The sequence below is a fragment of the Neobacillus mesonae genome, assembly GCF_023715155.1.
GTDB lineage: Bacteria > Bacillota > Bacilli > Bacillales > Cytobacillaceae > Neobacillus > Neobacillus mesonae_A.
This window is the reverse complement of the sequence record NZ_JAMBNQ010000014.1, coordinates 1-22,821: the sequence shown is the minus strand read 5'-3', so window position 1 is coordinate 22,821 and position 22,821 is coordinate 1. Positions and strand designations below refer to the sequence as shown.

At 39.2% G+C, this 22,821-nt stretch carries 20 protein-coding genes; all 20 read left to right on the top strand.

What is annotated here, in order from left to right; all coding sequences use genetic code 11:
• Positions 1–111: 111 nt before the first annotated feature.
• The 20 genes from M3183_RS13315 to dapA all read left to right on the top strand — a co-directional run bounded on the left by M3183_RS13315 (position 112) and on the right by dapA (position 22,624).
• Entirely contained in the window at positions 112–4,437 is a 4,326-nt protein-coding gene (locus tag M3183_RS13315; protein ID WP_251470453.1) for a PolC-type DNA polymerase III, read from the top strand.
• Positions 4,438–4,728: 291 nt separating this feature from the next.
• Positions 4,729–5,199 carry a ribosome maturation factor RimP gene (rimP, locus tag M3183_RS13310; protein WP_251470451.1) on the top strand — a complete coding sequence of 157 codons (471 nt, stop codon included), beginning with the start codon at positions 4,729–4,731 and terminating at the stop codon, positions 5,197–5,199.
• A gap of 40 nt (positions 5,200–5,239) precedes the next feature.
• On the top strand, positions 5,240–6,364 hold the full coding sequence (gene nusA, locus M3183_RS13305) for a transcription termination factor NusA (RefSeq protein ID WP_251470450.1): 1,125 nt from the start codon (positions 5,240–5,242) through the stop codon (positions 6,362–6,364).
• A gap of 17 nt (positions 6,365–6,381) precedes the next feature.
• The gene (gene rnpM, locus M3183_RS13300; protein ID WP_251470610.1) at positions 6,382–6,654 is read left to right on the top strand and encodes an RNase P modulator RnpM; all 273 of its coding nucleotides are present in this window, start codon (positions 6,382–6,384) and stop codon (positions 6,652–6,654) included.
• Positions 6,655–6,663: 9 nt separating this feature from the next.
• Positions 6,664–6,966 carry a YlxQ family RNA-binding protein gene (locus M3183_RS13295; RefSeq protein ID WP_251470449.1) on the top strand — a complete coding sequence of 101 codons (303 nt, stop codon included), beginning with the start codon at positions 6,664–6,666 and terminating at the stop codon, positions 6,964–6,966.
• A gap of 21 nt (positions 6,967–6,987) precedes the next feature.
• Positions 6,988–9,282: a translation initiation factor IF-2 gene (infB, locus tag M3183_RS13290; protein ID WP_251470448.1), complete on the top strand. Its 2,295-nt coding sequence runs from the start codon at positions 6,988–6,990 to the stop codon at positions 9,280–9,282.
• Positions 9,279–9,560 carry a DUF503 domain-containing protein gene (locus tag M3183_RS13285; RefSeq protein WP_251470447.1) on the top strand — a complete coding sequence of 94 codons (282 nt, stop codon included), beginning with the start codon at positions 9,279–9,281 and terminating at the stop codon, positions 9,558–9,560. The genes infB and M3183_RS13285 overlap by 4 nt, the downstream gene beginning before the upstream one ends.
• A 17-nt stretch (positions 9,561–9,577) precedes the next feature.
• Positions 9,578–9,949, top strand: a complete 372-nt coding sequence (gene rbfA / locus M3183_RS13280; protein WP_251470446.1) for a 30S ribosome-binding factor RbfA — start codon at positions 9,578–9,580, stop codon at positions 9,947–9,949.
• 68 nt (positions 9,950–10,017) lie between these two features.
• The gene (gene truB, locus M3183_RS13275; RefSeq protein WP_251470445.1) at positions 10,018–10,938 is read left to right on the top strand and encodes a tRNA pseudouridine(55) synthase TruB; all 921 of its coding nucleotides are present in this window, start codon (positions 10,018–10,020) and stop codon (positions 10,936–10,938) included.
• 30 nt (positions 10,939–10,968) lie between these two features.
• On the top strand, positions 10,969–11,931 hold the full coding sequence (gene ribF, locus M3183_RS13270; protein ID WP_396953721.1) for a bifunctional riboflavin kinase/FAD synthetase: 963 nt from the start codon (positions 10,969–10,971) through the stop codon (positions 11,929–11,931).
• 162 nt (positions 11,932–12,093) lie between these two features.
• Positions 12,094–12,363, top strand: a complete 270-nt coding sequence (rpsO, locus tag M3183_RS13265) for a 30S ribosomal protein S15 (RefSeq protein WP_251470444.1) — start codon at positions 12,094–12,096, stop codon at positions 12,361–12,363.
• 218 nt (positions 12,364–12,581) lie between these two features.
• Positions 12,582–14,705 carry a polyribonucleotide nucleotidyltransferase gene (pnp, locus tag M3183_RS13260; protein WP_251470443.1) on the top strand — a complete coding sequence of 708 codons (2,124 nt, stop codon included), beginning with the start codon at positions 12,582–12,584 and terminating at the stop codon, positions 14,703–14,705.
• A gap of 181 nt (positions 14,706–14,886) precedes the next feature.
• Positions 14,887–15,834, top strand: a complete 948-nt coding sequence (locus M3183_RS13255) for a polysaccharide deacetylase family protein (RefSeq protein ID WP_251470442.1) — start codon at positions 14,887–14,889, stop codon at positions 15,832–15,834.
• A gap of 96 nt (positions 15,835–15,930) precedes the next feature.
• Positions 15,931–17,166 carry a M16 family metallopeptidase gene (locus tag M3183_RS13250; protein WP_251470440.1) on the top strand — a complete coding sequence of 412 codons (1,236 nt, stop codon included), beginning with the start codon at positions 15,931–15,933 and terminating at the stop codon, positions 17,164–17,166.
• 99 nt (positions 17,167–17,265) lie between these two features.
• Positions 17,266–17,508 (top strand): YlmC/YmxH family sporulation protein, encoded by a 243-nt coding sequence (locus tag M3183_RS13245; RefSeq protein WP_251470439.1) that lies wholly within the window; start codon positions 17,266–17,268, stop codon positions 17,506–17,508.
• Positions 17,509–17,669: 161 nt separating this feature from the next.
• Positions 17,670–18,572 carry a dipicolinic acid synthetase subunit A gene (gene dpaA, locus M3183_RS13240; protein WP_251470438.1) on the top strand — a complete coding sequence of 301 codons (903 nt, stop codon included), beginning with the start codon at positions 17,670–17,672 and terminating at the stop codon, positions 18,570–18,572.
• A complete protein-coding gene (gene dpaB / locus M3183_RS13235; protein WP_251470437.1) occupies positions 18,569–19,168 on the top strand; it encodes a dipicolinate synthase subunit B in 600 nt (199 codons plus the stop codon). The genes dpaA and dpaB overlap by 4 nt, the downstream gene beginning before the upstream one ends.
• A gap of 184 nt (positions 19,169–19,352) precedes the next feature.
• The gene (gene asd, locus M3183_RS13230; protein WP_251470436.1) at positions 19,353–20,408 is read left to right on the top strand and encodes an aspartate-semialdehyde dehydrogenase; all 1,056 of its coding nucleotides are present in this window, start codon (positions 19,353–19,355) and stop codon (positions 20,406–20,408) included.
• 28 nt (positions 20,409–20,436) lie between these two features.
• A complete protein-coding gene (gene dapG, locus M3183_RS13225; protein ID WP_251470435.1) occupies positions 20,437–21,705 on the top strand; it encodes an aspartate kinase in 1,269 nt (422 codons plus the stop codon).
• A gap of 49 nt (positions 21,706–21,754) precedes the next feature.
• On the top strand, positions 21,755–22,624 hold the full coding sequence (dapA, locus tag M3183_RS13220) for a 4-hydroxy-tetrahydrodipicolinate synthase (protein WP_251470434.1): 870 nt from the start codon (positions 21,755–21,757) through the stop codon (positions 22,622–22,624).
• The last annotated feature ends 197 nt before the right edge of the window (positions 22,625–22,821 follow it).

Sequence of the window (22,821 nt, the reverse complement as noted above, 5' to 3'; positions counted from 1 at the left end):
TTTTATGGACAAAAAATGGATGAAGGTTTTTGTCGAATAAAACCGATTTTTGATAAACTGATGTGATATAATTATGTTTTGTTAGAGAGAATTAGGATGGGAGAGAGAACGATGAGCGAACATGCCTTGGGCAATAAAGAGCGATTCCAACTCTTGCTCCAGCAGCTGCAATTAGTTGAGGATGCTGTTGTAGTGTATTTCAACAATGCGCAAATCGAAAGGCTATTAGTTGAAAAAAAATCAAGGAAGTGGCATTTTCAATTTTTATTTGAAAAAATTCTTCCTTTTAATGTTTATATCCAATTTGCAACACGGTTAGAAAGAGCTTTTTCTAATATCGCTATTATTACTTACGAAATCCACACCGAAAATTCCGCTTTTACTGCTGAATTACTACAACAATACTGGAGCTATTGTATCCAGCAAATTGATGGTATTTCGCCGCCCCTGATTAAGCTTTTAAATGGACAAGTTCCAGAAGTCAATGGAAACAAATTGACCGTTGCGGTTCACAATGAAGCTGAAGGAATGACATTAAAAAATAAATATGGTTCTGTCATTAGCAATATACTTCAATCTTTAGGATTTCCATTCATTTCAATGGATACGGAAATCAAAAAGGATGAAAAAAATGAAGAATATGAACAATTTCAACGGGCTAAAGAGAAAGAAGATCAAGAACGGGCCCTTTTAGCAATGGTGGAAATGCAGAAGAAAGAGGCAGAAAATAACCAAGCTAATGGCGACGTTTCGGATGGCCCGGTTTCAATCGGTCTTACAATTAAAGATGACCATGATCTTCGCAGTATGATTGAAATTGTAGATGAAGAAAGAAGAGTAGTAGTCGAGGGTTATATCTTTGATGCTGAAATACGTGAATTAAGAAGCGGACGGTCACTGCTTACATTTAAAGTTACAGACTATACCAGTTCCATTATGGTGAAAATGTTTTCCCGTGACAAAGAGGATGCTGCCCAATTTCAACGTGTCAAAAAAGGAATGTGGGTAAAGGCCCGCGGAAGTATACAAAATGATACCTTCGTCCGGGATCTTGTGATGATTGCGAATGATATACATGAAATTAAGCCGGTTGAGCGGAAGGATACAGCACCGGAAAACGAAAAACGAGTGGAGCTCCATCTTCATACACCAATGAGTCAAATGGATGCCGTAACACCAGTAAGTGCGCTGGTTGCCCAAGCAAAAAAATGGGGTCATAAGGCAATTGCTGTAACAGACCATGCTGGCGCTCAATCATTCCCGGAAGCATTTAGTGCAGGTAAGAAGAACGATATTAAAATTCTTTTTGGCGTCGAGGCAAATCTAGTGGATGATGGCGTTCCTATTGCCTACAATGATGCTCACAGGCTGCTTTCAGACGATACCTATGTTGTTTTCGACGTTGAGACGACCGGCCTTTCTGCTGTCTATAATACGGTTATCGAGCTTGCAGCTGTAAAAGTGAAAGACGGAGAAATAATCGACAGATTTGAATCTTTTGCCAACCCGCATCACCGCTTATCGGCTACAACCATAAATTTAACAGGTATAACGGATGATATGGTACAAAACGCACCAGAAACGTCTGAGGTCTTCCAAAGGTTTCATGATTGGGCACAAGATGCGGTCTTAGTTGCACACAATGCCTCGTTCGATATGGGATTCCTAAATGTCGGATATAAAAATATCGGTATAGGAAAAGCAAAAAATCCAGTAATTGATACATTAGAACTTGGCCGTTTTCTTTATCCAGAGTTAAAGAATCACCGTTTAAATACGTTAACCAAAAAGTTTGATATTGAATTAACTCAACATCACCGGGCAATCTACGATGCTGAAGCTACAGGCTATTTATTATTAAAAATGTTAAAAGATGCTCAAGAAAAAGGGATTGAGTATCATGACCAGCTTAATGAAAACATGGGGAAAGGGAATGCATATCAGCGTGCAAGACCTTATCATTGTACTCTTATTGCACAGACAGCGGCTGGTTTGAAAAATTTATTTAAGATTATTTCCATCGCTCATATTGAGTATTTTTACCGGGTTCCAAGAGTACCTCGTTCGTTACTGCAGAAATACCGTGAAGGAATAATTGTTGGTTCTGCTTGCGACAAGGGAGAGGTCTTTGAAGGAATGATGCAAAAGACTCCCGAAGAAGTTGAAGAAGCTGCCCGCTTTTATGACTATCTTGAGGTCATGCCAAAAGAAGTTTATGCACCATTAATTGAGATGGAACTTGTTCGTGATGAAAAAGCCCTTGAACAAATAATCGGCAATATCGTGGAACTTGGCGATAAACTTGAGATTCCTGTGGTGGCAACTGGAAATGTTCATTACTTGAATGAAAATGATAAAATTTACCGCAAAATCCTGATTAGTTCACAGGGCGGTGCCAATCCATTAAATCGTCATGAACTTCCGGATGTTCATTTCAGGACAACCAATGAGATGCTTGATGCCTTTTCATTTCTTGGTGCGGAAAAGGCCAAGAGAATAGTGGTTACCAATACCAATAAAATAGCAGATATGATTGATGACATTAAACCAATCAAAGATGAATTGTATACACCAAAGATCGAGGGTGCAGAGGATGAAATGCGCAAGATGAGCTATGACATGGCTCACAAGATCTATGGTGATCCGCTGCCGGAAATAGTTGAAGCACGGCTTGAAAAAGAATTGAAAAGTATCATCGGTCATGGATTTTCCGTCATCTATTTAATCGCCCACAAACTTGTAAAAAAATCACTTAATGATGGATATCTAGTTGGTTCCAGGGGTTCAGTCGGTTCCTCATTAGTTGCCACGATGACGGAAATTACTGAAGTAAATGCACTGCCGCCTCATTATATCTGCCCTGAATGCAAACATTCGGAGTTTTTTGATGATGGATCGGTTGGTTCTGGTTTTGATTTACCAGATAAAAACTGTCCAAATTGCGGAGCTAAATATCGTAAAGATGGTCATGATATTCCCTTTGAAACATTTCTTGGTTTTAAAGGGGACAAGGTTCCAGATATCGACTTGAACTTCTCTGGTGAATATCAGCCGCGCGCCCATGACTATACAAAGGTTTTGTTCGGTGATGACTATGTATATCGGGCAGGTACCATTGGTACAGTCGCAGATAAGACAGCTTTTGGCTATGTAAAAGCCTATCAGCAGGATCATAATCTCCATATGAGAAATGCTGAAACTGAACGGCTTGCTTCAGGCTGTACGGGTGTTAAGCGGACAACCGGCCAGCACCCTGGGGGTATTATCGTTATTCCTGATTACATGGATGTTTTTGATTTTACTCCTATTCAATTCCCGGCTGATGATAGAAATTCTGAATGGAGAACAACCCATTTTGATTTCCATTCCATTCATGATAACGTCTTAAAACTAGATATACTCGGACACGATGATCCGACGGTTATTAGGATGCTGCAAGATTTAAGCGGGATTGATCCAAAAACCATTCCAACGGACGACCCAGAGGTAATGAAAATATTCAGCAGCCCTGAATCTTTGGGAGTTACCGAGGAACAAATCATGTGTAAAACAGGGACACTGGGTATCCCTGAATTTGGAACAAGGTTTGTTAGACAGATGCTTGAGGATACAAAGCCGACAACCTTCTCAGAACTGGTTCAAATTTCTGGACTTTCACATGGTACAGACGTTTGGCTTGGAAATGCTCAGGAATTAATTCAAAATCAAACCTGTACATTAAGCGAAGTAATCGGCTGTCGTGATGATATCATGGTATACCTGATTTATCAGGGGCTAGAGCCTTCACTTGCATTTAAAATCATGGAGTCTGTCCGTAAAGGGAAGGGCTTAACAGATGATATGGAAGCAGAAATGCGCAGGAATGAAGTGCCGGAATGGTATATCGATTCATGTAAAAAAATAAAGTACATGTTCCCAAAAGCACATGCTGCCGCATATGTTTTGATGGCAGTGCGGATTGCTTATTTTAAAGTTCATTTACCGCTTCTTTACTATGCAGCCTATTTCACAGTTCGTGCAGAAGACTTCGAAATTGAAACAATGACACATGGTTCTGAAGCGATTCGTGCAAGGATTGCAGAAATCAATGCAAAAGGATTGGATGCATCCAATAAAGAGAAAAGTTTATTAACCGTTTTGGAATTAGCGCTCGAAATGACCGAAAGAGGGTACTCATTCCAAAACTACGACTTATATAAATCTGCTGCATCAGAATTTATTATTGATGGTAATTCATTAATTCCACCATTCAATTCAATCCCTGGCCTTGGAACTAATGCTGCAATCAACATTGTAAATGCACGTGCCAAGGGTGAATTCTTATCGAAGGAAGACCTGCAGCAACGTGGAAAAGTATCCAAAACTATTCTAGAATACCTAGATAATCAAGGCTGTTTAGAATCACTTCCAGATCAAAACCAACTTTCTCTATTTTAATGGAAGTAAAATTTCTTGGGTTTGCATATAGAATTTGGTTATGGTATAGTTTTATTGGAAATACTAATGATTACTCTCGTATCTAAAGAGTGGGGTCCCTCCCACTCTTTCGTGTGTTTACACGGTTTTTTTGTTGTTACTGAAGCGCCATGGGGTTAAGGGGCCGCAAGCCGCAGCCTCAAGAAAGCTGGTCTCGTGCCTGCTGCCTTTGAACAGGCGCTTACGCTACTCTTGTTACTTTGAAAAAATATCAGCAGGTACATAGTAGTTGGGTGGAAAAGGAGGTATTACATGAGCAAAGTAACTGAAATGGTCGAAGAACTGGCTGCGCCAATATGTCAAGAACTTGACATTGAACTTGTAGAAATTGAATATGTGAAGGAAGGAAAAAGCTGGTTTCTTCGCGTATATATTGATAAAGATAAAGGTGTTGATATTGAGGATTGCGGATTGGTGAGTGAACGTCTCAGTGAAAAACTTGATGAGATTGACCCGATTCCACATAACTATTTCCTTGAAGTATCATCTCCCGGAGCAGAAAGACCTTTAAAAAAACCAAAGGATTTTGAAAAAGCAATCGGAAAAAATGTTTTTCTTAAAACGTATGAACCAATTGATGGGGAAAAAAACTTTGAAGGAATTTTACAAGAATTTGATGGCCAGATAGTAAAAATAGAAATAAAAATAAAAACCCGTAAAAAGACCATCGAAATTCCTTATGAAAAAGTAGCAAATGCGAGGCTCGCGGTTACTTTTTCATAATTAACTGTAGAATATAATATGATTAGGGGGATACGAACAAATGAGCAGCGAATTATTAGATGCTCTTATGGTGCTGGAAAAAGAAAAAGGTATTTCGAGGGATGTTCTAATTGACGCCATTGAAGCGGCACTTATATCTGCATACCGCCGCAATTTTAATCAGGCCCAAAATGTACGAATAGATTTGAATTTAGATACAGGTTCAATGCGTGTTTTTGCCCGTAAAGAGGTTGTAGATGAAGTCTTCGATCCACGGCTTGAAATTTCAATTGAAGATGCCAGACACATTAATCCGAACTATCAGGTGGAAGATGTCGTCGAAATGGAAGTAACTCCTAAGGATTTTGGCAGAATTGCAGCACAAACAGCTAAACAGGTTGTGACTCAGCGGGTCAGAGAGGCAGAAAGAGGAATTATTTATTCTGAATTTATTGACCGTGAAGAAGATATCATGACTGGTATTGTCCAGAGACTGGATTCGAAATTTATTTATGTGAGTCTAGGCAAAATTGAGGCTTTACTTCCGGTAAATGAGCAAATGCCTAATGAGAAATATAAACCGCATGATCGGATAAAAGTTTTTATCACAAAAGTTGAAAAAACAACAAAGGGTCCGCAAATTTTTGTCTCTCGTACACACCCTGGTTTATTAAAACGATTATTTGAAATTGAAGTGCCTGAAATTTACGACGGCACGGTCGAAATTAAATCCGTGGCACGTGAAGCGGGTGATCGCTCAAAAATATCCGTCCATTCTGATAATCCTGAGGTAGATCCGGTTGGTTCCTGTGTAGGACCTAAAGGTGCAAGAGTTCAGGCGGTTGTAAACGAATTAAAGGGTGAAAAAATAGATATTGTCAAATGGTCAGATGACCCTGTTGTATTTGTTGCCAATGCACTCAGCCCTTCAAAAGTGCTTGATGTTATTGTTAAGGAAGAGGAGAAGGCAACTACAGTAGTTGTTCCTGATTATCAGCTTTCATTAGCAATTGGCAAAAGAGGTCAAAATGCCCGCCTTGCAGCCAAGTTAACCGGCTGGAAAATTGACATTAAATCAGAATCTGAAGCTCGCGAATTGGGGATTTACCCGCGTGAGGAAATGATCAAGCTGTTTGATGATCAAGTCGACACTGATTTTGACTATGATGATGAAGAATTAGAGTAAGGACGAGGTGAATGATGATGAACACAAAAAGAAAAGTTCCAATGCGCAAATGTGTAGCTACGGGTGAAATGAAACCGAAAAAAGAACTCGTTCGCATCGTTCGCTCTAAAGAAGGAGATGTCTCCATTGATTTAACCGGAAAGAAATCCGGAAGAGGAGCATACCTTTCAAAAGATAAGGAAGCAGTTTTATTAGCTAAGAAAAAAAATATCTTATCCAGTCACTTGGAAGCGGCGGTGAAGGATGAGATTTATGAAGAACTGCTTGAGTTAATAGAGAAGGAGAACTGAGTCAACCAAATGACAGAAAATCAATGGTTTTCATTACTTGGATTGGCTAATCGGGCACGAAAAGTAATTTCGGGTGAGGAGCTCAGCATTAAAGAGATTCGGAGCGGTAAAGCAAAGCTCATATTACTATCCAAGGATGCATCTCAAAATACTGCAAAGAAAATTACAGATAAATGTAATTCATATATGGTCCCATTGAAAATGGTTGAAAACCGTCATCTTCTTGGTCGAGCGATTGGTAAAGAGGCCCGCGTGGTTGTTGCTGTGTTGGATGATGGATTTGCTAAAAAACTGGTATCGTTGCTCGATTAATTCTAGCGGGGGTGAAAAATAATGAGTAAATTACGTGTGTATGAATATGCGAAAAAACATAATCTTTCAAGTAAAGAAATCATTACAAAATTAAAAGAAATGAATATTGAGGTAACAAACCATATGGCAACATTAGAAGAAGCAGATATTAAAAAGCTTGATTCTGCCTACAATAAAACTGAAAGTAATTCCCGAGAGAAAAAACAGGTAAATCAGACCCAGCAAAAAACGGCGAATACTTCTCATGAGAAACGTCCCAACAACCGCCCTGGTCAAAATAAACAAGCAAACAAACCTGTTGCGGCGGGCAAGACCGGACCAAAGTCCATTGAGGATGATGATAAATTAGCTGCACCTAATAAGGTAAAGGTATCGGCACCTCCTAAAAATAAAGAAGGCAAAAAACACGATCAAGAATATCAGTCTAAAGAAAATAAAGCTTTTCAGGGAGGAAAAGGAAAGTCTAAGTCTCATAATAATAATCACAACAGAAATCAAAACAAGCGGAAAAACCAACCACATGTTCAGCAAGCTGCTCCGCAAAAGAAAAAAGAGAAAGAACTTCCAACAAAAATTACCTTTACCGATTCTTTAACTGTAGCAGAACTTGCTAAAAAACTGCATCGTGAGCCATCAGAAATCATTAAAAAACTCTTTTTGCTTGGTGTAATGGCAACTATTAACCAAGATTTAGATAAAGATGCAATTGAATTGATTGCTGGTGAATATGGAGTAGAAGTAGAAGAGGAAATTAGAGTTGATACCACTGATTTAGAGGTTTACTTTACCGAAGATGATCAAGAAGATTTAGTGGAAAGACCAGCAATTGTGACAATTATGGGTCACGTTGACCATGGTAAAACAACATTGCTTGATTCCATTCGTAATACGAAAGTTACTGAAGGGGAAGCAGGGGGAATAACCCAGCATATTGGTGCCTACCAAGTTGTCAATAATGGTAAAAAAATTACCTTCCTTGATACACCTGGGCATGCTGCATTTACGACAATGCGGGCACGCGGTGCACAAATTACGGATATAACTGTACTTGTGGTTGCTGCAGACGATGGTGTTATGCCTCAGACAGTAGAGGCGATTAACCATGCGAAAGCTGCTGAGGTGCCAATTATTGTTGCAGTGAATAAAATGGATAAAGAGGCGGCCAACCCTGACCGGGTAATGCAGGAGCTTACTGAGCATGGACTTGTAGCAGAAGCTTGGGGCGGCGATACCATCTTTGTTCCAATTTCAGCTAAAAATGGTGATGGAATCGACAACTTATTAGAAATGATTTTATTGGTCAGCGAAGTAGGAGAACTAAAAGCAAATCCAAACCGGAAGGCAATAGGTACAGTAATCGAAGCCCGTTTAGACAAAGGAAAAGGCTCAGTTGCAACCTTGCTGATTCAAAATGGTACATTAAAAATAAGCGACCCAATAGTGGTTGGTAATACATTTGGCCGTGTTCGGGCAATGATTAATGATAAAGGCCGCCGTGTAAAAGAAGCTGGTCCATCTACTCCAGTTGAAATTACAGGTCTTAATGATGTACCGCAGGCCGGCGATAGGTTTGTTGTTTTTGATGATGAAAAAACAGCACGTCATGTTGGAGAAGCACGTTCTCAAGCCGCAGTGGCTGCACAACGGGGAGAAAAGACCCGCGTTAGCCTTGACAATTTATTTGAACAATTGAAGCAGGGAGAAATGAAAGACCTGAATGTCATTTTAAAATCAGATGTTCAAGGTTCTGCAGAGGCCCTGGCAGCTTCTTTAAATAAAATTGATGTAGAAGGCGTTAATATTAAAATTATTCATAATGGCACAGGAGCCATTAATGAATCTGATATTTCCCTTGCAGCCGCATCAAACGCAATCGTTATCGGCTTTAATGTACGGCCGGATGCTAACGCCAAACGTGCTGCCGAAGAAGAAAAAGTTGATGTCCGGCTTCACCGCATCATTTACAAAGTGATAGAGGAAATGGAAGCAGCCATGAAAGGGATGCTTGATCCTGAATTTGAAGAAAAAATTATTGGTCAAGCTGAAGTTCGTCAGACATTTAAGGTTTCAAAAGTTGGAACAATTGCCGGCTCTTATGTGACAGATGGTAAGATTACCCGTGACAGCGGTGTACGTGTCATTCGTAATGGAATAGTCATCTTCGAAGGTGAAGTCGATGCATTAAAACGTTTCAAAGATGATGCCAAGGAAGTCTCACAAGGATATGAATGTGGTATAACAATTAAGAATTATAATGATATTAAAGAAGAAGATATCATTGAGGCATATGTAATGCAAGAAGTGGAACGTAAATGATCATCGGCTCAGCCGACTGTGAATGTATCATTTATGATGCCCATTCATTAAAGGAGAAACGTGCTGTATTACAGCGGATTATCACTCGTTTACGTCAAAGATTTAATGTTTCTGTGGCTGAGGTTGGCTATCATGATGTATGGCAAAGAACAAGAATAGCCATTACTGTAGTATCCCAGGCACGGACAGGGGCAGAACACGAATTACAAAACGCATTAAAATTAATTGACTCATTTCCGGAAATAGAAAGAACAATCACCGAGATTGAATGGCTTTAAGTTAAGAGGTGAATGTAATGAGCCATAGACCTAACCGTGTTGGAGAGCAAATGAAAAAAGAATTAAGTGATATCATTGGACGCAAAATCAAAGACCCGCGAATTGGTTTTGTGACAGTGACAGACGTTCAAGTTACAGGAGATCTTCAACAAGCCAAAGTATTTATATCTGTTTTGGGTGATGACGAGCAAAAAGAGAATACATTAAAAGGCCTGGCAAAAGCCAAAGGGTTTATTAGATCCGAAATCGGACACCGTATTCGTCTGCGTAAAACACCTGAAATCATATTTGAATTTGATGAATCAATCGATTATGGAAATCGAATTGAAACCCTTATTCATGAACTCCATACAGATGATCAACAGCTGGAGAAGAATGAAGAAGAATAGAAAAGAATAACGGGAAATGGATAGACAAATCGTCTATCCATTTTTTTCGGAAGAAAGGAGCTAGAAATGTGGAAGGAATTTTGCCTCTTTATAAACCAAAAGGGATGACGAGTCATGATTGTGTTTTTAAGTTAAGAAAAATCTTAAAAACAAAGAAAATTGGCCATACTGGAACACTTGACCCGGATGTTACCGGCGTTCTTCCTATTTGTATAGGGAAAGCTACCAAGATTGCCGAATATATTACGGATGCAGGAAAAACTTATGAGGGAGAAGTGACAATTGGTTTTTCCACGACAACGGAAGATGCTTCCGGAGAAAGAGTGGAACAAAAGCCGATTGAAGGGCCGATTTCTCGAAAAGACATACTTAAGGTTTTTGAGTCGCTGACTGGTGAAATTGAACAGACACCTCCAATGTTTTCGGCTGTAAAAGTCGATGGTGTCCGTCTCTATGAATATGCCCGTAAAGGAATCGAAATAGAACGGCCTTCCAGAAAAGTCAACATCTATTCGATTCAGCTGCTGGATGAACGGGAGGAATGGTTTGAAGACCCTATTCGATTTAAGTTCAAAGTCAGCTGCAGCAAGGGGACTTATATCAGAACTTTAGCCGTCACCATTGGGGAAAAATTGGGATACCCTGCGCATATGTCAAGTCTGATAAGAACTCAGTCAGCCTGCTTTACATTGAAGGATTGCGTTACATTAGAAGAAGTGGAAAAAATGGCACAAGAGGGGAGTATTAAAGCTGTATTAAGACCATTAGAAACAGGACTTTCTTATTTGCCGAAATTAAAAATAAATGATAAAGTAGCAGAGAAAGTGAAAAATGGTGCCTTATTGACCATACCCGAACATTTAAAAACTTGTAACGGACCTATTATTGCTGAAACAGAAGATGGAGTTGCATTAGCGATATATGCAAAACATCCAAATAAGCCAGAATTCTTAAAACCAGTCAAGGTCTTAAGGAATGGACAAGAATAAAAGGTACGGAATAGAAAAGGTGAGTTTCAATTGGAAGTAAAGATGTTAGAGTTTCCATTAAACATAGGGGATCAAAATCTGCCGCCGCTATCCATGGCTCTTGGATATTTTGATGGAGTTCACCGAGGCCACCAGCAGGTCATTCAAAAAGCTAAACAACAGGCGATCGATAAGGGACTTAGCAGTGCGGTAATGACATTTGACCCTCATCCGTCAGTTGTGCTGAAAAAAGGGCAAAAGCCTATTCAATACATTACTCCCTTAACAGAAAAAATAAAAGTCATTGAGCATTTTGGAATTGACTATTTATTTATTGTTCATTTTACTGAAGAGTTTGCTAATCTGCTGCCACAGGAATTCATTGATCAATATATAATCGGACTAAATGTAAAACATGTTACAGCCGGATTTGATTATTCGTATGGACGAATGGGGAAAGGCAATATGGAGACATTGCCCTTCCATTCAAGAGAAAAATTTACCTATTCTGTTGTGCCAGAGTTTATGGAGGGAAACCAAAAAGTAAGCTCAACAAGAATTCGTAATCTGCTTAAGGAAGGAAAAATAGATCAAATTCCATCCCTTTTAGGCAGGTATTATTCGACTTCTGGAATCGTTATACATGGTGATAAACGAGGGAGAACAATAGGTTTTCCAACAGCAAACATCGAGTTGAATGATGATTATATTACTCCGCCGGTTGGTGTGTATGCTGTTAGAATCAAGGTGAATGATGTTTGGCATAATGGTGTTTGCAATGTTGGTTATAGACCGACTTTTAATAAGGAAAATGTAAAAATATCAATTGAAGTTTATATCTTCGATTTTAACCAAGACATTTATGGTGAAGAGACAGTCGTCGAATGGCTTCTATACCTTCGAAATGAACGGAAGTTTTCTGGAATTGATGAACTGGTTAAGCAAATTGAAAAAGATAAACTGAATGCCTTACAGTATTTTAACGAAAATCGACAAACTTCTAAAAAAGGCTGATTAAAGTAAGAATATCTTGGATATTATTAAGGATAAAACTTGCTTTTTGACGTAAAACATTGTATTCTTATTTACGTACTAAAAATAACCTTTGCTTGGCAAGTCGAGTCACCGACGCTTGCTCGGTAACAGGGGATTTGGAAAATTAGGAGGTGAACATGGATGGCAATCACACAAGAACGTAAAAACGAGATCATCAATGAGTTTAAAACTCATGAAAATGATACTGGATCTGCAGAGGTTCAAATCGCTGTCCTTACTGAACAAATCAATAAATTGAACGATCACTTACGCGTTCATAAGAAGGATCACCATTCACGTCGTGGTCTGTTGAAAATGGTTGGTAAGCGTCGTAATCTTTTAACTTACCTTCGTAACAAAGACGTACAGCGTTATCGTGTATTAATTAAAAAGCTTGGCCTACGTCGATAGTTTACAGAAGCGGGAATTTTCCCGCTTTTTTATTAGTAAAAAAACATAAAAGAAGGATATACATATTTTTAAGACTCGGCTTTATTGTGCATACTAATATTAATTTGAATTGATAACATAAGCTTTTAAGGCTTTTTTTATATTTTTAATTAGTTAGATGATTTAGCGGAATTTTTCGCATCATCCTTCTAAGATGTTTAGATGAGAGGGGTAAAATTATGGACCATGAGAAACATGTGTATTCCATTGATTGGGCTGGACGCAAGCTGACGGTCGAAATCGGACAGCTTGCTAAACAGGCCAATGGAGCGGTTTTAGTCCGCTATGGTGAAACAGCAATTTTAAGTACAGCCACGGCTTCGAAGGAACCAAAGAACTTAGACTTTTTTCCTTTAACCGTTAACTATGAGGAACGTTTATATGCAGTAGGAAAAATTCCTGGAGGATTTATTAAACGTGAAGGACGGCCAAGTGAGAAGGCTATTTTAGCAAGCCGTTTAATAGACCGGCCGATTCGCCCGCTTTTTGCTGATGGATTCAGGAACGAGGTTCAAGTAATCAGTATGGTAATGAGCGTGGACCAAGATTGTTCCCCCGAAATGGCAGCCATGTTTGGCTCTTCACTCGCACTTAGTGTATCAGATATTCCATTTGAAGGACCAATTGCCGGTGTAGTTGTCGGCAGGGTAGATAACCAGTTTGTTATTAATCCGACTGTGGAACAATCGGAAAAAAGCGATATTCATTTGTCAGTAGCTGGTACTAAGGACGCCATTAACATGGTTGAAGCAGGAGCAAATGAAGTTCCAGAACAAGTAATGTTAGAAGCCATTATGTTTGGTCATGAAGAGATTAAACGCCTAATTGCCTTCCAAGAAAAAATTGTGGCTGAAATTGGGAAAGAAAAATTACAGGTTACTCTTTTTGAAATTGACAAAGAGCTGGAAGCTGAAGTTCGGGGACTTTGTGAAGAAGAAATGATCAAGGCTATTCAAGTTCAAGAAAAGCATGCACGTGAAGATGCAATTAAAGCAGTCAAAGATCAAATATTTGCAAAGTATGTTGAACAAGCAGCTGAAGAAGATACCTTAAAACAAGTAAAGCAAACAATGGATAAGATTGTAAAAGATGAAGTACGCCGTTTAATTACAGTAGAAAAAATTCGTCCAGACGGCCGTAAAATTGATGAGATCCGTCCATTATCCTCACAGGTTGGAATTCTTCCGCGTACACATGGCTCAGGATTATTTACACGAGGACAAACGCAGGCCTTGAGTATTTGTACCCTTGGAGCAATGGGAGACGTTCAAATTTTGGATGGTCTAGGAATTGAGGAAGAGAAACGGTGGATGCACCACTATAATTTCCCATCCTTTAGTGTTGGGGAAACTGGGCCAATCCGTGGTCCCGGCCGCCGTGAAATAGGCCATGGTGCACTTGGAGAGCGTGCTTTAGAGCCGGTTATCCCATCTGAAAAAGACTTTCCTTATACAATCCGGGTTGTATCAGAAGTATTGGAATCAAATGGTTCTACCTCACAGGCAAGTATTTGTGGGAGCACATTAGCATTAATGGATGCCGGAGTGCCAATCAAAGCACCTGTAGCTGGTATTGCAATGGGCCTTGTTAAATCTGGCGAACATTATACCGTTCTTACTGATATTCAAGGAATGGAAGATCATTTGGGAGATATGGACTTTAAAGTAGCTGGAACTGCAAAAGGTGTTACGGCACTTCAAATGGACATCAAAATTGAGGGGCTTTCCCGTGAAATTCTAGAGGAAGCATTACAGCAAGCCAAAAAAGGCAGAATGCAGATTTTAGATCATATGCTTTCGACCCTTGGAAATCCAAGAGAAGAACTTTCTCGATTTGCACCGAAGATTTTAACAATGGCCATCAATCCGGACAAGATTCGTGATGTCATTGGTCCAAGCGGTAAACAAATCAATAAAATTATTGAGGAAACAGGGGTTAAAATCGATATTGAACAGGACGGTACAATTTTCATTGCATCTACTGACTCTGAAATGAATCAAAAAGCAAAGAAAATTATTGAAGATATTGTCCGTGAGGTTGAGGTTGGCCAAATGTATCTGGGTAAAGTTAAACGGATTGAGAAATTTGGCGCCTTTGTAGAAATCTTCCATGGTAAAGATGGTTTAGTTCATATATCTGAACTGGCCGAAGAACGTGTGGGCAAAGTAGAAGATGTAGTGAAAATTGGAGACGAGATTTTAGTAAAAGTTACTGAAATTGATAAGCATGGCCGTGTTAACTTGTCCCGCAAAGCAGTCCTAAAGGAACAACGGGAAAAAGCTGAAGAAAGCCAGCAAAGTTAATATAGGATTGGAGTCAGGGATCTGAGTGTCTCTGGCTTTTTATTATGTTGGGCACCTGCACAAAGAATGCTGACGGAAATATCTCCGCTGGGAACAGCAGTACTTGTTCCGAAGACATCCGCGCTTTTTGTTCTACCTTGTCCCTTTCATACATAATCTTTATGGAAGGGGGAAAAGTAGAATGAAAAAGGTCCTTATATTATTTGTCATTTGTTTTGCTGCGTGGATGGTCGTAAATACATCAATCATAACTAACTATGTCCGTGGTTTGAAGGACAATGCCATGCCGGCAGTAAAAGACTCTGAAGCTCTAATGGAAGAAATTAAACAAAAAGCATCTACATATGAAAAGCCGCCTTCTGATGCAAAAATAGACAGTGTTTGGAAAGCCATCCCTGGTTATAACGGGGTTAAGGTAGATATTGATGCATCATATTCAAATATGAGGAAATTGGGTTCTTTCAATGAAAATAAATTAGTTTACACACAGGTAAAACCAAAAGTGCATCTTAGTAACTTACCCGCTTCCCCTATATACCGCGGGCATCCTGATAAACCAATGGTTTCCTTTATTATTAATGTAGCATGGGGAAATGAATATTTATCTGAAATGCTTGCAACTTTAAAAAAACATAATATTTCGGCAAGTTTCTTCTTAGAGGGCAATTGGGCAAAAAAAAATCCAGAACTTGCAAAAATGATTGTTAGTGCAGGTCATGAGATTGGGAACCATTCCTATTCCCATCCTGATATGGCAAAATTAACGGCATCCCAAGCAAGAGAGCAAATGATCAAAACGAATGAAATCATTGAAGCGGCAACAGGAAAAAAATGTACATTATTTGGCCCGCCAAGCGGAAGCTATCGTGACGAAACTGTAAAAATTGCTAATGAATTAAAAATGAAGACGATTTTGTGGACAGTTGATACAGTGGATTGGCGAAAGCCAGCGCCGGAAGCACTTATTAACCGTGTTATGAGTAAAATCGGAAATGGTTCAATGGTACTCATGCATCCGACTAAATCGACTGCTGCATCACTTGATCAATTAATTACCCAAATTAAACAGAAGCATTTGGAAATCGGGACAGTATCAGAGTTATTAAATGAAGAAAGAATAATGAAATAATAGGGAAGATTAGCTAAAAGTTGGAGAAAATAGTTATAAAAGGTATAATAAACAATGGAGTAGTAGCATCTGCTGTTTACAGACAGGAGGAAGTTGATGATAAACAAATATACTTGTAAAAATGGAGTAAGGATAGTATTAGAACAAATTCCAACCGTCCGTTCAGTTGCCATAGGTATTTGGATTGGAACGGGTTCAAGAAACGAAAATCCAAAAACCAATGGGATTTCCCATTTTCTTGAACATATGTTTTTTAAAGGCACAACCTCGCGCACTGCTAAGGAAATCGCCGAGTCCTTTGATAGTATCGGCGGACAGGTAAATGCCTTTACCTCAAAAGAGTATACATGCTATTATGCAAAGGTTTTGGATACACATTCAAAATTTGCTTTAGATGTTTTAGCTGACATGTTTTTTAATTCAACATTTGATGATAATGAACTTAAGAAAGAAAAAAATGTTGTCCTTGAAGAAATTAAAATGTATGAGGATACTCCGGATGATATCGTTCATGACTTGCTCAGCAGAGCAATTTTTGGTAATCATCCTCTAGGATATCCCATTTTAGGAACCGAAGAAACACTGAATACCTTTACAGGTGATTCATTAAGAGAATATATTCATGAAAGGTATATACCAGATAATGTGGTAATCTCTATTGCTGGTAATGTACCAGAAACTTTTATTCATGATGTGGAACAATATTTTGGCTCTTATCAAGGTGGAAATGCTCGGACAGGTGAAAATACCCCAACTTTCCACTCTAATAAAATTGCTCGAAAGAAAGAAACGGAGCAAGCCCATTTATGTATTGGCTTTGAAGGTTTGAAAGTAGGGCATGAGGATATTTATAGTTTAATTACCTTAAATAATGTTTTGGGCGGCAGCATGAGCTCGAGATTATTCCAAGATGTCCGTGAACAAAAAGGATTAGCCTATTCGGTTTTCTCTTATCATTCAGCCTATCAGGATAGCGGAATCGTAACAATTTATGGCGGGACAGGGGCTAATCAGCTGAATGTTCTTTTTGAAACGATTCAGGAAACCTTAAATAAACTAAAACAGGACGGGATTACGGAAAAGGAATTAACCAACAGTAAAGAGCAGTTAAAGGGAAGTTTAATGTTAAGCCTGGAAAGTACCAACAGCCGTATGAGCAGAAATGGGAAAAACGAGCTTTTACTAAAACGCCATCGCTCACTTGATGAAATTATTGAACAAATTGAGGCCGTCACGAAAGACAGTGTTGACGAAATGGGAAGAAACATTTTTACAGATAACTATTCTATTTCACTAATCAGCCCAGATGGGGAAATCCCTCATAATTTTTAAATTAAAAACAGTTCGTCTCCTCGAACTGTTTTTTCTTTAGTCTAATTCAGCTTTTTCGTTTATAAACTTATAGAAAAAGAGCAGAGAGGTGTTTTATTAATGCGATTGAGCGAATTAAGCGGGAAAGAAATTGTTGATGTCAAAAAAGCAGAACGTCTGGGGGTGCTGGGACAAACTGATTTAGAAATTAATGAAAGGACCGGACAAATTCAGGCCTTATTAATTCCCTCATTGAAATGGTTCGGTTTTAGAAAGCAAGGAGAAGAAATTAGGGTACCATGGCAGCACATTAAAAAGATTGGTCCCGAAATGATTATTATCGATGTTCCTGAAGAGGAATAATTACTGTTAAAAAGCCCAAGCAAATAACTTTTGCTTAGGCTTTTTTTTTTTACCGCAGATGGAAAACTCACAGATTTACGCCATCTTACATAATATGGTGAAGTGATAAGAAGAAATAAATTCCTTGAAGGATTTTTTTAAAAAAGAAGGTGAGTGTTTTCATGCTGACAGGGATACAAATAGCTGTTATTGGCGGTGATGCCAGACAGCTGGAAATTATCCGGAAGTTAACCGAGTCAGATGCAAGAGTTTCATTAATTGGATTTGAACAGCTTGACCACGCCTTCACAGGTGCTGTCAAGGAAAAACTGGATGAAGTTGATTTCTCAAATATAGATGCCATTATATTGCCAGTGGCTGGCACAAATTTAGAAGGACAGGTAGAAACAATATTCTCGAATGAGAAAGTCGTGTTAACAGAAGACATTCTAGCAAAAACACCAGAACATTGTACGATATACTCTGGAATCAGCAATTCCTTCCTGAATGGAATTGTAGATCAGACAGGAAGAAACCTTATTCAGTTATTTTCAAGAGATGATGTTGCCATTTATAATTCCATTCCAACCGTAGAAGGAACGATTATGATGGCCATCCAGCATACAGACTTTACAATCCATGGTTCAAATGTGGCCATTCTTGGTTTGGGACGCTGTGGTATGAGTATTGCAAGGGCTTTTCATGCCCTTGGCGCAAAAGTGAAGGTTGGAGCAAGGAAGAGCGAGCATCTTGCAAGGATTACGGAAATGGGACTTGAACCTTTCCATTTAACCGATGTTGAAAAAGAAATTACCGATACAGATATTCTTATTAATACAGTTCCACAATTAATCGTTGCAGCAGGAGTGATTGCCAAATTACCTCCACATACGCTCATTATTGATATTGCCTCAAAACCAGGGGGGACCGATTTCCGATATGCTGAGAAGCGGGGAATTAAAGCATTACTTGCCCCCAGTTTACCTGGAATTGTCGCCCCAAAAACAGCAGGGCAAATCTTAGCAGATGTCCTGATACAGCTGCTCCAAGAGTCAATTAAAAACCGAAAGGGGAATATAGAATGAGTTTAAAAGGTAAAAGGATTGGATTTGGTCTAACCGGCTCACATTGTACGTATGATGTGGTATTTCCAGAAATTGAAAAGCTCGTGCAAATTGGTGCTGAGGTTGTTCCAATTGTTACTTTTACTGTAAAGAACACAGAAACCCGTTTTGGTAAAGGTGAGGATTGGGTTCAGCGGATTGAGGATCTGACAGGTCATAAAGCAATTGATTCCATTGTTAAGGCTGAACCATTGGGTCCGAAGATGCCCCTGGATTGTATGGTAATCGCTCCGCTTACAGGTGTATCTATGAGTAAATTTGCAAATGCCATGAACGATAGTCCAGTATTAATGGCTGCTAAAGCAACTTTACGTAATTTAAAACCAGTGGTTCTTGGTATATCTACTAACGATGCTTTAGGACTTAATGGGGTAAATTTAATGAAGCTGATGGCTGCAAAAAATATCTATTTTATTCCGTACGGTCAGGATGACCCGGTAAAAAAACCAAATTCCATGGTTGCAAGAATGAGTTTATTAACAGAAACAGTTGAAGCTGCCATGGAAGGCAGACAAATTCAGCCAGTTATTGTTGAAAAATATAAGGATTCTGAATAATAATTCCCCCCTTTTTTAAAATAGGTTATTTCTTTTGAGGAATATGTTAAAATAAATTAATATTTCATCAGTAGGAAGATATTCTTTATCCTACTGGTGAAAAATAAATCAGTAATCAATACTGGCAGTAAAAATAACTCAACTATGAAATAACCAGCCAGTGTATTTGAAAGGGGAACTAGAAATGAGTCAGCAAAATGGATTTCATGTTGCTGTTGTTGGAGCAACAGGCGCGGTTGGACAACAAATGATTCAAACCTTGGTAAAAGAGAATTTTCCTATTAAGAAACTTACTTTACTTTCTTCAGCACGTTCAGCAGGAAAAACAGTAGTGGTGAACGGTGAAGAAATCACAATACAAGAAGCAAAACCTGAAAGTTTTGAGGGTGTTGATATTGCCTTATTCAGTGCAGGTGGAAGTGTTTCACAAGAGCTGGCACCTGAAGCAGTAAAACGCGGGGCAATCGTTGTAGACAATACCAGTGCATTTAGAATGGATGAAAATACTCCATTGGTTGTTCCTGAGGTTAATGAAGCAGATCTTCATGGTCATAATGGAATCATTGCCAATCCAAACTGCTCAACGATTCAAATGGTTGTAGCTCTTGAGCCAATCAGAGAAAAATTCGGATTAAAAAAGGTAATTGTTTCAACCTATCAAGCAGTATCAGGTGCTGGGGCAGCAGCAGTTGAAGAGTTAATGGGACAAACAAAAGCCATTGTGAATGATGAAAAATTTGAAGCCAATATTCTACCGGTAAAATCTGATAAAAAGCATTATCAAATTGCTTTTAATGCTATTCCACAAATTGATAAGTTTCAAGATAATGGATTTACATTTGAAGAAATGAAAATGATTAATGAAACGAAAAAAATTATGCATATGCCAGAACTCCCAGTTGCGGCAACATGTGTTCGTCTGCCTGTAGCAGTCGGCCATTCTGAGTCTGTCTATTTCGAAGTTGAAGCAGAGAATGTAAGTGCTGATGATATTAAAGAATTGTTAAAAGATGCTCCAGGTATAGTATTACAGGATGATCCAGAAAATCAAATTTATCCAATGCCGGCTGATTGCGTTGGGCTAAATGATGTTTTCGTTGGAAGAATTAGAAAAGATCTTGATGAGGCGCTAGGTTTTCATATGTGGGTTGTATCCGACAACCTGCTGAAGGGGGCGGCCTGGAACTCAGTTGAAATCGCGGAAAGATTAGTAGAATTAGGAATTGTAAAACCTAAGTAACAACAAAAAGGCAGGTTTAGGTGTCACCATGAAAATCATTGTTCAAAAGTTTGGCGGAACATCTGTTAAAGATGAGGAAAGCCGTAAACATGCACAAAGACATATTGAAAAGTCACTGGCCGATGGCTATAAAGTGGTAGTAGTTGTTTCAGCAATGGGGAGAAATGGAGACCCCTATGCTACTGATACACTATTATCATTGATTGGGAGCAGTTCAAGTAAGCTATCGAGACGGGAACAAGATTTATTAATGTCATGTGGTGAAGTAATCTCTAGTGTTGTATTTACCAATATGCTTTTGGAAAGCGGGATAAAAGCTGCTTCTCTTACAGGGGCACAGGCAGGTTTCCGAACGAATGCAGATTATACAAATGCAAAAATTATTGAAATGAAATGTGATCGGCTTTTAAGGGAATTGGAACATCATGATGTTGTGGTTGTTGCAGGATTCCAAGGAGCGGCAAAAAATGGAGATACGACTACTATTGGCCGGGGTGGAAGCGATACGTCAGCAGCGGCTCTTGGTGCGGCTCTGAATGCGGAGTGGATTGACATTTTCACGGATGTTGAAGGTATTATGACCGCAGATCCAAGAATTGTTGAAAATGCACGTCCGCTGTCTGTTGTAACCTATACGGAAGTGTGCAATATGGCTTATCAGGGAGCTAAAGTCATTCACCCAAGGGCTGTGGAAATTGCTATGCAGGCAAAGGTTCCGATTCGAATCCGTTCCACTTATTCAGACTCGAAAGGAACTTTGGTCACCTCCATCACAAGAAACAGCCGTGGAAGTGACATTAAAGAACGGCTGGTAACAGGAATTGCACATGTTTCTAATGTTACCCAGATCAAGGTATTTGCTAAAAAGGATCAGTATTACCTGCAGGCAGAAGTATTTAAGGCGATGGCAAATGAAAAGATAAGTGTGGATTTCATTAATATATCGCCTAACAGTGTTGTTTATACTGTCACTGAAGAAATGACCGACCAGGCAATTCGTGTTTTAACAGAATTGGGTCATGAACCAATTGTAGAACGGCATTGTGCCAAAGTTTCTGTGGTAGGTGCAGGGATTGCGGGAGTGCCTGGGGTGACATTTAAAATTGTAACTGCACTTTCCAATAAAGGAATCCGTATTTTGCAATCAGCTGACAGCCATACTACCATTTGGGTATTGGTGAAACAGGATGATTTGGTAGAATCCGTAAATGCTTTACATGATGTATTTCATTTAGAAGATGAATCATTAGAGTTTAATCGTTCAGAAATAGAGGCTTCATTGAGGAATATGGACTAAGAAAAAGCTGCTAAGGGATAATCAGTTGATTTCGAAGGGAGTAGAGAAAATGGTTTATTTCGGGCGCGTCTCTACAGCCATGGTAACCCCTTTTAATAGTAAAGGGCATATTGACTTTGCTAAAGCGACAAAATTAATTAATTATTTAATTGATAGTGGAACAGAATCCCTTGTTATTGCGGGAACAACTGGTGAATCTCCCACATTGACAAAAGAGGAAAAACTGGCATTGTTCGATCATGTCGTAAAAGTCGTAAATAAAAGAATCCCGGTTATTGCCGGTACCGGAAGTAATAATACGTATGCTTCCATTGAGTTGACAAAAAAAGCGGAGCAGCTTGGTGTGGACGCCATTATGCTGGTTGCCCCGTATTATAATAAGCCAAACCAAGAGGGGCTGTATCAGCATTTTAAAGCAGTTGCTGATTCAACCGCCTTACCAATCATGGTCTATAATATTCCCGGAAGAACTGCAGTAACGATTCAGCCAGAAACAATCATCCGCCTTTCAAAAATTGATAACATTGTTGCAGTTAAAGAAGCAAGCGGTAATTTAAATGCAATGACCCAGATTATTGCCAATACAGATGATGATTTTCTTTTGTATAGTGGTGATGACAGTTTGACTATGCCCGTACTATCAATAGGAGGTACCGGAGTCGTATCTGTTGCATCACATGTAATCGGAAATGAAATACAGGAAATGGTTCAGGCATTTTTTGAAGGGCATCCGGAAAAGGCTGCAAAGCTTCATCAACAGCTTTTGCCGCTTATGCAAGGATTATTTGCTGCCCCAAGTCCAGCACCTGTCAAAACTGCCCTGCAGATGATGGGGTTTGATGTTGGGGCAGTCAGATTGCCTCTCGTAGGACTGACAGAACAGGAACGAGCTGCATTAGTCAAACTTTTAAATAAATAGATTAATTCATAAAAAAGAGGTCAACGACGGTGTCGTTGGCTCTTGTGCGCTTGGCAGCGCTTCGCTCTAGAGGGTGCAAGTCCCTAACATGCCGTTGTGGCGGAAATGTATAGCTGACAGGTAGTGCGAGTATCGTGAGATTTCGTGCGGAGGACTTGAAGGCAAAACTCGGAACAGGTGGCTAAAACCATGTTGGC